Source organism: Actinoalloteichus hymeniacidonis, assembly GCF_014203365.1.
GTDB lineage: Bacteria > Actinomycetota > Actinomycetes > Mycobacteriales > Pseudonocardiaceae > Actinoalloteichus_A > Actinoalloteichus_A hymeniacidonis.
The window spans coordinates 929,989-942,434 of sequence record NZ_JACHIS010000001.1 but is presented as its reverse complement, the minus strand read 5'-3'; the positions used below and the strand labels follow the sequence as shown (position 1 = coordinate 942,434).

General features: G+C 68.6%; 12 protein-coding genes. 8 read left to right on the top strand and 4 right to left on the bottom strand.

The genetic code is table 11. The features are described from left to right. Nucleotides 1–27: 27 nt before the first annotated feature. From BKA25_RS04315 to BKA25_RS04305, 3 genes are all read right to left on the bottom strand, one after another. Nucleotides 28–1,185: an acyl-CoA dehydrogenase family protein gene (locus BKA25_RS04315; protein WP_069851917.1), complete on the bottom strand. Its 1,158-nt coding sequence runs from the start codon at nucleotides 1,183–1,185 to the stop codon at nucleotides 28–30. 132 nt (nucleotides 1,186–1,317) lie between these two features. After that, entirely contained in the window at nucleotides 1,318–3,330 is a 2,013-nt protein-coding gene (locus tag BKA25_RS04310; RefSeq protein ID WP_069851919.1) for an acetyl/propionyl/methylcrotonyl-CoA carboxylase subunit alpha, read from the bottom strand. A 58-nt stretch (nucleotides 3,331–3,388) separates the two neighbouring features. After that, a complete protein-coding gene (locus tag BKA25_RS04305) occupies nucleotides 3,389–5,002 on the bottom strand; it encodes a carboxyl transferase domain-containing protein (protein WP_069851920.1) in 1,614 nt (537 codons plus the stop codon). A gap of 116 nt (nucleotides 5,003–5,118) precedes the next feature. On the opposite strand from BKA25_RS04305, the gene BKA25_RS04300 reads away from it, so the two are divergent. From BKA25_RS04300 to BKA25_RS04275, 6 genes are all read left to right on the top strand, one after another. After that, nucleotides 5,119–5,748: an SACE_7040 family transcriptional regulator gene (locus BKA25_RS04300; protein ID WP_069851922.1), complete on the top strand. Its 630-nt coding sequence runs from the start codon at nucleotides 5,119–5,121 to the stop codon at nucleotides 5,746–5,748. A 387-nt stretch (nucleotides 5,749–6,135) separates the two neighbouring features. Further along, nucleotides 6,136–7,482 (top strand): hypothetical protein, encoded by a 1,347-nt coding sequence (locus tag BKA25_RS04295; RefSeq protein WP_157421258.1) that lies wholly within the window; start codon nucleotides 6,136–6,138, stop codon nucleotides 7,480–7,482. Nucleotides 7,483–8,340: 858 nt separating this feature from the next. Beyond that, nucleotides 8,341–8,613 (top strand): cousin-of-CoaP protein, encoded by a 273-nt coding sequence (locus tag BKA25_RS04290; protein ID WP_172803859.1) that lies wholly within the window; start codon nucleotides 8,341–8,343, stop codon nucleotides 8,611–8,613. Between the two features lie 124 nt (nucleotides 8,614–8,737). Further along, complete coding sequence (locus BKA25_RS04285) at nucleotides 8,738–9,076, top strand: cousin-of-CoaP protein (protein ID WP_069854041.1); 339 nt, start codon at nucleotides 8,738–8,740, stop codon at nucleotides 9,074–9,076. Nucleotides 9,077–9,216: 140 nt separating this feature from the next. Then, entirely contained in the window at nucleotides 9,217–9,633 is a 417-nt protein-coding gene (cutA, locus tag BKA25_RS04280) for a divalent-cation tolerance protein CutA (protein WP_084643365.1), read from the top strand. A 326-nt stretch (nucleotides 9,634–9,959) separates the two neighbouring features. Then, nucleotides 9,960–10,388 carry an SSI family serine proteinase inhibitor gene (locus BKA25_RS04275; RefSeq protein ID WP_084643366.1) on the top strand — a complete coding sequence of 143 codons (429 nt, stop codon included), beginning with the start codon at nucleotides 9,960–9,962 and terminating at the stop codon, nucleotides 10,386–10,388. Between the two features lie 77 nt (nucleotides 10,389–10,465). Here the strand turns inward: BKA25_RS04275 and BKA25_RS04270 are convergent, their stop codons facing one another. Beyond that, entirely contained in the window at nucleotides 10,466–11,626 is a 1,161-nt protein-coding gene (locus tag BKA25_RS04270) for an MFS transporter (RefSeq protein WP_172803860.1), read from the bottom strand. 106 nt (nucleotides 11,627–11,732) lie between these two features. On the opposite strand from BKA25_RS04270, the gene BKA25_RS04265 reads away from it, so the two are divergent. Continuing rightward, the gene (locus tag BKA25_RS04265; RefSeq protein WP_069854045.1) at nucleotides 11,733–12,098 is read left to right on the top strand and encodes a YidH family protein; all 366 of its coding nucleotides are present in this window, start codon (nucleotides 11,733–11,735) and stop codon (nucleotides 12,096–12,098) included. Further along, entirely contained in the window at nucleotides 12,095–12,430 is a 336-nt protein-coding gene (locus BKA25_RS04260) for a DUF202 domain-containing protein (RefSeq protein ID WP_069851926.1), read from the top strand. The genes BKA25_RS04265 and BKA25_RS04260 overlap by 4 nt, the downstream gene beginning before the upstream one ends. Nucleotides 12,431–12,446: the final 16 nt, after the last annotated feature.

Sequence of the window (12,446 nt, the reverse complement as noted above, 5' to 3'; positions counted from 1 at the left end):
AGGCCGCCCCGCCGCCGCGCATCGAGGTCAGGCCGACATACCCAACTCACGCGCGATGAGCATCCGCTGCACCTCGGAGGTTCCCTCGCCGATCTCCAGGATCTTGGCGTCCCGATAGAACCGGCCGACCGGGGTCTCGTTCATGAAGCCGTAGCCGCCGAAGATCTGAGTCGCCTCCCTGGCGTTGTCCATCGCCGCGTTGGAGCTGACCAGCTTCGCGATCGCGGCCTCCTTCTTGAACGGCTCACCGCGCAGCATTCGGGAGGCGGCGTGGTAGTAGGCCAGCCGAGCGGTGTGGGCCCGTAGTTCCATGTCGGCGATCTTGAACTGGATGGCCTGATAGGCGCCGATGTTGCGCCCGAAGGCCTCTCGTTCGGAGGCATAACGCAGGCTTTCGTCCACGCAGCCCTGGGCGAGTCCGACGCCGAGTGCCGCGATGGCGATGCGTCCCTCGTCGAGAATGCGGAGGAATTGCGCGTAGCCGCGTCCCCGCTCGCCGATGAGGTTCTCAGCGGGGACTCTGACATCGGCGAAGGCCAGCTCGTGGGTATCCGATGCATTCCACCCGACCTTCGAGTACTTGCCCGCCACCGTGAAGCCCGGGGTGCCCGAGGGCACCGCGATCGCCGAGATCTCCTTGCGCCCGTCCTCCCTGGTGCCCGTCACCGCGGTGACGGTGACCAGCGAGGTGATGTCGGTGCCCGAGTTGGTGATGAACGACTTGCTGCCGTTGATCACCCAGTGGTCGTCCTGGGCACGGGCCGTGGTCCTGGTGGCAGAGGCATCGGAACCGCCGTCGGCCTCGGTGAGGCCGAAGGCCGCGAGCTTGCGGCCCGCACATAGTTCGGGCAGCCAGCGTTGCCGCTGTTGTTCGGTACCGAAGCGGTAGATCGGCATCGCCCCGAGGGAGACGCCTGCTTCGAGGGTGATCGCCACCGAGGAGTCCACCCTGGCCAGTTCCTCCAGGGCCAGGCACAGGGCGAAGTAGTCGCCGCCCATCCCGCCGTAGGACTCGGGGAACGGGAGCCCGAACAGGCCCATCTCGGCCATCCCGGCCACGATCGGATAAGGGAATTCCTCGCGTTCGTAGTAGTCGCCGATCACCGGCGCCACCTCTGCCCGAGCGAACTCGGCCACCGTGGACCGCAGTGCCTCGTACTCCTCGTCGAGCCGATGATCGAGCATCTGGGAACACTCCTTCTCGTTGACGGCCGGGTCGGTCGCAACGGCCGGGTCGATTCGCCCACGTCCTCGGCGGTGGCCGAGTCGTGGTGGTCGGAGTCGGTCGAGTCGGGCTCGGCCGGGTGGCCGTCGGCCTCAGCCAGCGGCCGAGGTGGAAACGGGATCGGTGGGCTCGGCCGCCGTGACCACGACGGCGAGCGCCTCGTCGACGGCGACCTGGGCGCCCGGTCGGGCTCGCAGATCGCGCACCTGCCCCGCCACGGGGGCCAGCACCGTGTGCTCCATCTTCATCGCCTCGACGATCAGCAACGGCTGATTCGGCCGAACCTCCTCGCCTTCGGCCACGGCGACTGAGAGCACCGTGCCGGGCATCGGACTGCGCACGATCGGGTCCGCTACCGAGGTGTCCTGCCCGGCTTCGGCCAGCGGAGTCCGCTCGACCAATGCCCAGGTCCGACCGGCGCTGCCCAACCAGCAGACCTCGCCGGTTCGGGCGTGTCGGTAGCGCTGCACGGTCCCGTCGTAGGCGACGACCAGCTCGCCGTGCTCGAAACGGGCGGCGGCCGGGATCGACGGCCCCCCGTCGATCCGAATGCGGGCCGCGCTCGCCAGGCCCTGCACGGTGACCTCCACCTGGTCGCCGCCGATCGGGCCGATCCACCGGCGTCGCGCCGAGGACTCGCCCATCCGCCAGCCATCGGGGATGTCCCAGGGGTCGACGACGTTGCCCGAGGGTTCCGCCGCCAGTTGTCGCTCCAGCGCTGCGGCGACCAGCACCGCCTCGGGCGGCCGGGGTTCGACCAGCTCGTCGACGACCCGCTCCACCAGTCCGGTGTCCAGCAGGCCCGTGCGCACCTCGTCCCTGCTCAGCAGGGCGCGAAGGAAGGCCACGTTCGTGGTGACGCCGAGCAGGGCGGTCCGGCTCAGCGCACCGTCGAGTCGGCGCAGCGCGGTGGCACGGTCCGGCCCCCAGGCGATCACCTTCGCCAACATCGGGTCGTAGTCACCGCCGATCTCGGCCCCGCTCTGCAAGCCGGAATCCACCCGGACGCCGGGACCGGCGGGTTCGACGAGATCGAGGATTCGTCCGCCGGTCGGCAGGAATCCCCGGTCCGGGTCCTCGGCGTAGACCCGAGCCTCGACGGCGTGCCCGCCTGGTCCCGTCGATCCGAGGTCGGCGGGCAACCGCTGCCCGGCGGCCACCCGCAGTTGCCACTCGACGAGGTCCACGCCGCTGACCAGCTCGGTCACCGGATGCTCCACCTGGAGTCGGGTGTTCATCTCCAGGAAGCTGCGTCCCCGGCCCTCGATGTCGGTGATGAACTCCACGGTGCCCGCACCGACATAGGCGCAGGCCTTGGCCACCGCCACGGCATCGGCCAGGAAGTCCGCACGCGCATCGGAGTCCAACAGCGGCGACGGCGCCTCCTCGATGATCTTCTGGTGGCGGCGTTGCAGACTGCACTCCCGCTCCCCCAAGGCCAGCACCGTGCCGTGTTGGTCGGCGAGCACCTGGACTTCGAGATGCCGGGGCCGCTCGATGTAGCGCTCCACCAGCAGGGTGTCGTCGCCGAACGCGGCACGTGCCTCCCGACGAGCGGCCCGCACGGTGTCCGCGATCCCCTCGATCGTCGTCACCCGCCGCATACCCTTGCCGCCGCCACCCGCCGAGGGCTTGAGCAGCACCGGCAGGCCGATCTCCCGGACGGCGTCGATGAGGTCCTGATCGGACAATCCCGCCTCGGACCGACCGGGAACGACGCCCACCCCGGCCGCGACGACGGCGTGTTTGGCCCGGATCTTGTCGCCCATCAGCTCGATCGCCGCCGGTGAGGGCCCGATGAAGACCAGTCCCGCCGCCGCGCAGGCTCTGGCGAAGTCGGCGTTCTCGGCGAGGAAGCCATAGCCGGGGTGCACCGCCTGCGCCCCGGTGCGCACGGCGGCGGCCACGACCGCGTCGATGTTCAGGTAGCTCTCGGTCGCCGAGGCCGGGCCGATTCGGACCGCTCGGTCCACCGCGCCGACGTGCCGGGCATCCTGGTCCGCATCGCTGTAGACGCCGATCGAGTGGATGCCGAGGTCGGTAAGGGTGCGGGCGATCCGCACCGCGATCTCGCCCCGGTTGGCGATCAACACGGACTCGAACACCGGCTACCTCCAGTCCTGATCTGCCCGCCCGCCCCGGGCGGGCGATGGTTTCCGTCGCTCACATGCGGAAGACGCCGTAGTTCACCGGCGCCAGCGGTGCGTTCGCCGAGGTCGACAGCGCCAGTCCGAGCACCGTGCGGGTGTCCGCCGGGTCGATCACGCCGTCGTCCCACAGCCGAGCGGTCGCGTAGTAGGGGTCGCCCTGTTCTTCGTACTGCGCTCGAATCGGTGCGGTGAACGCGTCCTCGTCGGCCGCCGACCACTCCTCGCCCTTGGCTTCGAGCTGGTCCCTTCGGACGGTGGCCAACACCGAGGCGGCCTGCTCACCGCCCATCACCGAGATCCGCGCGTTGGGCCACATCCACAGGAAACGGGGCGCGAAGGCCCGCCCGCACATGCTGTAGTTGCCCGCGCCGAAGGAACCACCGATGACCACGGTGAACTTCGGGACGCGGGCGCAGGCCACGGCGGTGACCATCTTCGCGCCGTGTTTGGCGATACCACCGGCCTCGTACTCCCGACCGACCATGAACCCGCTGATGTTCTGCAGGAAGACCAGCGGAATCGAGCGTTGATCGCAGAGCTGGATGAAGTGCGCGCCCTTGAGCGCGGACTCCCCGAAGAGGATGCCGTTGTTGGCCACGATGCCGACCGGATGACCGTGGACGCGCGCGAAGCCCGTGACCAGGGTCGGGCCGTAATCCGGCTTGAACTCGTTGAACCGGCTGCCATCGACGACCCGCGCGATCACCTCGCGGACGTCGTAGGGCGTCCGCGAGTCCACCGGGACCACGCCGTAGAGCTCGGCCGGGTCGACCACGGGTTCCTCGGTGGGTGCGATCTCCCAGGCCGCCGGGGTGCGCGGCGGAAGAGTCGACACGATGGAGCGCAGGATGCGCAGCGCGTCCGCGTCGTCGTTCGCCAGGTGGTCGGTCACGCCCGAGACCCTGGAGTGCAGGTCGCCGCCGCCGAGTTCCTCCGAGGTGACCACCTCGCCGGTCGCGGCCTTCACCAAGGGAGGGCCACCCAGGAAGATGGTGCCCTGACCTCGGACGATCACGTTCTCATCGCTCATCGCGGGTACGTAGGCGCCGCCCGCGGTGCAGGAACCGAGCACCGCCGAGAGCTGCGGGATGCCCTGGGCGGACATCGTCGCCTGGTTGTAGAAGATGCGACCGAAGTGTTCTCGGTCCGGGAAGACCTCGTCCTGTCTGGGCAGGAAGGCGCCGCCGGAGTCGACCAGGTACAGACAGGGCAACCGGTTGTGCAGCGCCACTTCCTGAGCGCGCAGATGCTTCTTGACCGTCATCGGGTAGTAGGTGCCGCCCTTGACGGTGGCGTCGTTGGCGACCACCACGCATTCCCGGCCCGCGATCCGGCCGACGCCCGCGATCAGTCCCGCGCCCGGCGCGTCGTCCGAGTACAGGCCGTTCGCGGCCAGCGGGGAGAGCTCCAGGAAACGGGAACCGGGATCGAGCAGCGTGTCCACCCGGTCCCTCGGCAGAAGCTTGCCGCGTTCGAGGTGTCGGGTCCGGGCACGTTCCGGGCCGCCCTTGGCCGCCACCGACAGCCGTTGCCGCAGGTCCTGGACCAGCGCCGTGTGCGCGTCGACGTTGCGGCGAAAGGCCGCGCCGTGGGGATCGCCAGCGCTGGACAGCACGGGTGCGTCCATGGCTTCCGCCTCTCGTTCGCACCCACCAGGGCGCACGGCACCGGGCGGGATGTTAATGGCCATTAACTCCAGCCGCATGTTAACGCCCGCTAACCTTCGCCGTCTACTCTGAGCCGATGCGGCAGAACCATCAGGAGGAGTCGACCGGAACGCGGCGACGCTCCGCCGAGCGGCGACAGGAGATCCTGGACGCCGCCGCCGAGCTGTTCGCCGCACGTGGATATCACGGCGTGTCCATCGAGGACCTCGGGCGCGCGGTCGGCGTCTCCGGCCCGGCGCTCTACCGGCACTTCCGCAACAAGGAGGCGGTGCTGGCCGAGATGCTGTTGGCGGTCAGCGAACGCCTGCTGACCGAGGGCACCGCCCGAGTCGCGGCCGCCGAGGGGCCGGCGGCGGCGCTGGACGCACTGATCGAATGGCATGTCGAGTTCGCCCTGAGCAAGCCCGCGCTGATCACGGTGCACGACCGGGAACTCGACAACGTTCCTGAGGCCGAACGGCGAACCGTACGCCGCCTGCAACGTCGCTATGTCGAGGAATGGGTGGCCGTGGCGGCGCGGATCGCTCCGCACACCGCGCGGGGCAGGCTGCTCGCCGCCACCCATGCCGCCTTCGGACTGCTCAACTCCACCCCGCACAGCGCGACCAACACCGATCTGGCCACGATGCGCACCCTGTTGGCGACCATGGCCCACGCCGCCCTGTCCTCGGCCTGGGAGCCCAACAACGGCGGGACGCGCCCGTAGGAGTCGGCGTTCACCGGCCGAGGCGACGACGCCGACGACCCGTCTCGGCGCACAGATGCGCAGCGACCTCGCGAGAGGGCGCAGGATTCCCCACGCCGTCGATCACTCGAAGAAGATCCCCATATCGAGCTAAATTCGCGGCACTTCCGAGTGGTTGTACCGCGAAGTACTGCCGAATTGATCGTCTTCGGGTCGATCATGCCTGGAGAACGTGCGTGCCCGGTGGCGGGCAGCGGCTGCCCTCACGGCCAAGACTGCTTCTCTCGCCCGGCACTGCGACCGACAACGCGACCGCGGACCGTCCGGTTCGCACCCCCGCCTGAGTCGTCGGTCCACACGATCCGGCAGACCGAACGACTCCCGCACGACATCAAGGAGACAGTCACCTTGCCTTCCAAGACCTCGCGCACGCTCCAGGCCGCGGTGATGGCCGCGGGCTTCGCCGCGATGGGGGCCGGCACCGCCATGGCCACCGACGCCACCGATCGGCTGCCCTCCAAGGCGGACGTGCCGACCGACATCGGCGCCGAGCTGCCGCTGCACTCCTGCCAGTCACCTGCCTACGCCGTCACCGGCAGCGAGATCGTGCCTTGCGCCGACGTCACCGCCAAGGCCAGCATCCCGAACGTGTTCGTGCAGCCCGCCTACACCCTGGAGGGCACCGCGCTGGCGCTCGCCGACCAGTTCACCACCCCCGGGCCGCTGCTGGACGTCAACCGGGTCAACCGCCTCGGCGGCGCGCTCGGCACCGAGGTGGCCGAGGTCACCGCCCTGCAGCGGACCCGTCCCGACATCGCACTGGACGTGGCACCGGGCAACACCGGCGTGCTCGACCAGAGCACCTCGGACACCCTGCTGTCGACCAGGCTTCGGGAGCGGCCGGAGAACTACTCCGGATTCTCCGCGGTGGACACGGCGGTGGAGATCAACGCGGTCGAGGGCTACACGCTAGGGCAGCCGCTTGACCCCAACACGATCACCCGCCCGGTCACCGGCGCGGTCAGCGGCGGACCGCTCGGTTCGACGCCGACGCTGCCGGAGACCGCCGACGTCCCGGTCGTCGGCCCCGCCGCAGACCAGGCCCTCACCCGGATCAGCTCGGACATCGACGGGGTTCGCGAGGCCGCGCCGCTCGGCGAGGTCACCGGCACCGTGTCCGGCGTCGTCGACGGTCTCGGTAGGCAGAACCCGGTGACCGACCTGGCACGGGAGACCACCAGCACGGCCCGGCAGGGCACCGAACAGCTCGGTGATCTCGGCGGCGTGCTGCGCCCGGTCACCGGCCTGCTGCCCGCCGAGGTCTCCAGCCTGATCGACCCGGCGGCAAGCGCGCCCTCGACGCTGCCCGCCCCGGCAGACGCGGTCGGCGGCGTCGCCGACTCGGCCCGTCAGCTGCCCCTCACCGACGCCATCGGCGAGGCGGGCTCCATGATCAGCACGAACCCGGTCGGCAACCTGCTGGGCAACGTCAACGCCCCGAAGCCGGGTGCGGCGGCACCGGCTCCGGCCCCGGAGCCGACGGTCGAGCACCACGTCCGTCAGCCGAACAAGGCCCCCGAGCTCAACGCCCTGCACGGCAGCGGACTCGGCGAGCTGGTCGGTGGCGGCCTCACGGTGCCGAGCTCGCTGGAGGCGCCCAAGACGCAGTCGCCGCTCTCGACTCCCTCGCTGACCGAGGTTCCCGCGGCCGCAGGCAGCCTGACCCAGCCCCTCATCGGCAAGCTGCCGATCTGATCGGCTGATCGACCGGAGCAACAGCCGAGGTTCCAACAGGCATAGAAGTCGGCACTCGGGCTGAGTTCACGAGCCCGCTTCCGCAATATCGACCGTGACAGGGGTACACCATTCGGTGCACCCCTGTCACGGTTTTCTTGATTAGCCCTCCATTGCGCCATATACCCTCCGACTCGTTTCACGTCGACGACCAGCGAACCGCTTCAAAGATGATTCACTCTATAAGGTGTAAATGGCCGATATGACGCGTAGACGGTCAATATCGGGAGGTTCATGGTGCAGAATGCTGACGGCACTTCCCGCCGGGCAGCACTGCGGGATGGGCTTCTCGGTCAAAGATGAAATGACGGAAGGCAGCACGTGGATACCTCCACTCGTCGCGCGAGCGCCATAGCCGAAACCTCGGTTGGCGCAGTGACGGTCGGCGGTTCCCATCCTGCCCACTCCGTCGATAGCGACGGCGTATCCACGCACTCAAGGGACACCACCATGAGCACCGTGGTCCATCCACCTCCGCAACGGCAATACGTGGGGCCGCGATCGGCGTCGTCGTCCATACCGGTTCGTCGGAAATCAGTGGAGTTCAGGCGGTGCTCGAAGTCCTGATCGCGACGGCGACTCGTGAGTGCTATCGACAACCGAGTCATGGTGCCGTACCCCACGCGACAGGCGAGCGATTCGCAGGTCTCGACTGATATTCGAACACCGTTCCGGTAGTCGGGTTCCGACATAACTGCTCCCAGCGGGCAGGGAATCCGAATGCTCACCTGCTCCGCCAGTACCACCCCCTATGAGCGGTCAAGCATCAATCCGATCGCTCCTAGGTCCGATCTTGTCTGTTTTGAGAAAGGTGTTTCCATGCGTACCTCTGCACGCGTCCTCAGCGCCACCGCAGCTGCCACCCTCGGCGTGATGATGCTCGGTGCGCCCGCGTTCGCCGACTCGGTCGACAACGACGGCGTCAACGCGGTCAACGACAACAACATCAGCGCCGTGCCGATCCAGGCCTGCGGCAACAACATCGCCGCCGTGATCGGCGTCATCGTGCCGGTGCTGTCGCCCCAGATCAGCGACTGCACCAACGCGCCCGTCACCGACGACATCGGCAACAAGCTCGTCTTCCAGGACTGAGTGTCGCCCGGTCGGTTGTTCTGACCATCTCCACCATCAGCTAGACCGGCAACCGGCCCCCGCCTGCCATTCGCAGCGGTGATTCGCCGGGCGCCCTTCATCAAGTATGAGAAAGGTGCACACCATGCGTACTTCCGCACGGATTGCCGGCGCTGCAGCCGGTGCCGCTCTCGGTGTCCTGACGCTCGGCGGCCCCGCGTTCGCCGACTCGATCGACAACGACGGCGTCAACGCGGTCAACGACAACAACATCAGCGCCGTCCCGGTGCAGCTCTGCGGCAACAACGTCGCCGCCGTGATCGGCGTCATCATCCCGGTGCTGTCGCCCCAGATCAACGACTGCACCAACGCCCCCATCACCGACGACGTCGCGAACACGACGATCATCACCGATGGCGGCAAGGGTGGCCACCACGAGCACCACGGCCACCAGGGCAAGGGCGCCCCGCACGCGGGCCGCTGAGTCACAGCGCACCACTCGGAAGGGCGGCGGATCGACACTCGATCCGGCGCCCTTCCGCCGTCTCGCACTGTCGGGTTCCACAGTGGCTTGGTAGGAAGAGGGGCCAGGCGAACCGCGAACTCGGAAGCGAGTTGAGCCCGATGTCGATACCCGATCCTGCCGCCCCCGCCGCCACGGTCGCGCCGACGGCAACCGCACCGGCCCTCGGGTCCCCGACGCCGGATGAGGCGGATCCCTCGGTCTACTGCCAGGTGGTCACCACCATGGCAAGCCAGGAGCAGGCCGACCGGCTCGCGGCGGGGATCATCGAGGCGCGGCTCGCGGGCTGCGTCCAGATTCTCGGCCCGGTGCGCAGTGTGTATCGGTGGAACAACCAGGTCACGTTCGACGAGGAATGGCAGTGCGTCATCAAGACGACCACCGCTCGGTTGAACACACTGACCGCGCATATTCGAGCGCAGCACGATTACGAGGTTCCCGAGATCATCGCCACGCCGATCTTCGGCGGCAACGAGGACTACCTCGACTGGCTCAGTGCGGAGACGACCGCGTCCTGAGGGTGTCCGGGTCGTTACCCTCGCCCTGATCGGATAGTCACCGGTCAACCGAAGCGAGATATCCCTGCTCCGAGCCATGCGAGCAAGTCGGAATTCGTCGAATCGTTGGGTTCGGAACAACTTTTCGACCACCCATTACCCATTCGAGTGATCTGACCGTCGATGCTTCCAGTGCTCTCTCGCGCCTTAGCGAACCCTCAGTATCCGTCCACTATCGAGTGATACCCGATGAGGGAAGAAATCCCGCTCCCCTGGCACTGCGGCCTACTCAACGGATAGACCCTTCCTACCCCAGTTCGCATGTAGTGCTCCCAGGAGGACCCACCATGTATTGGAATCACCTCGTCGCGACCGCGATGCTTGCCGCTTCCGTAGTGACCGGCGTCAACGACGTCAGCGGCGACAGCACTGCGGCACCCACCACCGAGGGGCAGATTCCCACCAATTTGACCCTCACCATCAGCGAAGGCGAGGGCTATTCGGCGCATCAGAACTCGCCGTCGACGCGGACTGCGGTACTGACCTGCGACCCCGCAGGCGGTAATCACCCCGACCCCGCCCTGGCCTGTACGGATCTCAAGGCCGTCGGCGATCGCTTCGAGGCCATCGACGACCAGGCGCTGTGCACGATGATCTACCAGCCGTACACGGCGACGGCGACGGGAACCATCGATGGCACCCCGGTCGCCCACGAGAAGACCTATTCGAACAAGTGCATCCTCGAAGCCGCGACCGGGTCGATCTTCGCGTTCTGATCGAACGGCCATGCAGCACCCGCGATCGGGCGGTCTCCGCAACGGAGGCCGCCCGATCGGTTCATCCACCGGCTGTCTCAACGGGCGGTGCGGTCCACCACGGCGCCGCCGAGGGTGACGGCCAACAGCGCAGCGGCCGCGGCGAAGCCCATCTCGAAGCCCGCAAGCTGCACGATCAGCCCGATCGCCGAGGCGCCGAGGCCGGTGCCCGCGTCGAAGGCGATGTTCCACTGCGTGCTGACCGCACCGAAGCCCTCCCGGTCGACCCGATGCAGCATGACCACCATCGTCGCGTTCTGCGCCGCGCCGAAGCCCAGGCCGAACAGCACCATGCCCACCAACAGCAACGGACCCGAGGTCCAGGCCGTCAGCGCCAGGCCCGTCACCCCGGCCAGCACGGCGGGAGCCAGCAATCTCCCGTTGCCGAAGCGGTCGCCCAGCAGGCCCGCACCCCAGCGGGAACCTGCGGCGCAGACCTGCTGGACGAGCAGTGCCAACGAGGCCAGGCCTGCGGTGTCGGCTGCGGAGAGCGGAACGAAGGTGACCACCGCGCCGGAGGACAGCGAGAAGGCGAGCAACAACAGGAAGGGCCGACGCAGTCCGCCGTCGAGCAGGCCCCGGAGCACCCCGCGACGCTTGGTGTCGACCGCGGCGGCGGGCGCGCGCATCGCGGGCAGGGTGAACAGCGCGAGCAAGGGCAGCACCGTGGCGAGCAGGAACACGGAGGCATAGCCGACCTCGCCCGCCAGCCACACCCCGAGGGGCAGCCCGGCGACTCCGGCCACGCCCACCACTCCGCCGTACAGGCCTGCGCCCTGGCCGCGCCGTTGCGGCGGCACCAGCTCGGCCACCAGCGCGGAGAAGGCCACGGTGACGATCCCGAATCCCAGACCGCGAACCGCGTTGGTCAGCAGGATGATCCAGAGCGCGTCGTAGGGCACGAGCAGCGCCGTCGGCGCGCCGAGGAGCACCACGCCCGCCGCCAGCATCGGTCGATAGCCGAACCTGACCAACAGCTTGGGCATGAACAGCTGGATGCCGACCGTAGTGGCCATGAACACGCCGGTGCCCGCACCCGCGCCGAAGGGGCCCGCGCCGCCCGCCGCCGCGTATTGCGGGACAACGGACAACAACAGGAAGAAGCCGGGGAACACCGCCAGGGTGCCGACCAGCAACCACACCAGTGACGGACTCCATACGCTGACGGCGCGTTCTGGGCCGTTCACCTCATGCTGCACGAGAGCCACGCTAACCCGACGGTGGGTGGATCACGTCTGTGCCCCTACCGCTGGTCGAGGCACGGACGCGCCCATGCCGGTGTCCGACGGCGTTACGGTGACCGGCATGGGACGGGAACGGCTCCGCAGGCCACGGCGGGTATACGGCGTCGGCGCGGAGCCCGATCCGAGGTTCAGTCTGGCCAATGAGCGAACGTTCCTGGCCTGGCTGCGGACCGCGATGGCCTTGACCGCAGGCGGTGTGGGGCTGGATGTACTGGCCCCCGATCGCACGTCGTACCTGCTGCTCGCGCTCGCCCTGGTGGTCGCGGGGATGGCCACCGGCGTGTTCGGGCTGCTGCGGTGGATCGCGGCGGAGCGGGCGTTGCGCACCGGCTCGCCGTTGCCCGCGTTGTCGGCCGGGGTGCTGCTGGTGAGCGTGTCGCTTGCCTTCGGAGTGTTCATCCTCGTCGTTCTCGTGGTGGAGCGATGACACCTGGCCCGCCGCCGGTCGAGGTCTGGGATTTGGCGCAGGCCGAACGGACCGCCCTGTCGTGGCGACGCACCGCGCTGGCCTTCGTCGTTCTGTCGCTGGCGTTGGTCCGGCTGGCGGCGGAGATCAACGCGGTGGTGGCCACGGTGCTGGCCGTCTCTGCTGCGGCCGGGACCGGTGGCCTGCTGTTGCTGACGCTGCGTCGCTATCGCCGGACGGCCGAGCGGCTGCATCGGGCGGAGCCGCTGCCCAGCGGACGCCTGCCGATGCTCTTCACCGCCGCCACCGTGTTGCTGGGACTGCTCGGGCTCGGCTGGATCCTGCTGACGTAGCCGCGAGGCCCATCCA

What these genes read in the sequence shown, in the direction of transcription:
- BKA25_RS04315 (WP_069851917.1), bottom strand. Translation starts at nt 1,185, where the DNA reads ATGCTCGATCATCGGCTCGACGAGGAGTACGAGGCACTGCGGTCCACG.
- BKA25_RS04305 (WP_069851920.1), bottom strand. Translation starts at nt 5,002, where the DNA reads ATGGACGCACCCGTGCTGTCCAGCGCTGGCGATCCCCACGGCGCGGCC.
- BKA25_RS04300 (WP_069851922.1), top strand. Translation starts at nt 5,119, where the DNA reads ATGCGGCAGAACCATCAGGAGGAGTCGACCGGAACGCGGCGACGCTCC.
- BKA25_RS04290 (WP_172803859.1), top strand. Translation starts at nt 8,341, where the DNA reads ATGCGTACCTCTGCACGCGTCCTCAGCGCCACCGCAGCTGCCACCCTC.
- BKA25_RS04285 (WP_069854041.1), top strand. Translation starts at nt 8,738, where the DNA reads ATGCGTACTTCCGCACGGATTGCCGGCGCTGCAGCCGGTGCCGCTCTC.
- cutA (WP_084643365.1), top strand. Translation starts at nt 9,217, where the DNA reads ATGTCGATACCCGATCCTGCCGCCCCCGCCGCCACGGTCGCGCCGACG.
- BKA25_RS04275 (WP_084643366.1), top strand. Translation starts at nt 9,960, where the DNA reads ATGTATTGGAATCACCTCGTCGCGACCGCGATGCTTGCCGCTTCCGTA.
- BKA25_RS04265 (WP_069854045.1), top strand. Translation starts at nt 11,733, where the DNA reads ATGGGACGGGAACGGCTCCGCAGGCCACGGCGGGTATACGGCGTCGGC.
- BKA25_RS04260 (WP_069851926.1), top strand. Translation starts at nt 12,095, where the DNA reads ATGACACCTGGCCCGCCGCCGGTCGAGGTCTGGGATTTGGCGCAGGCC.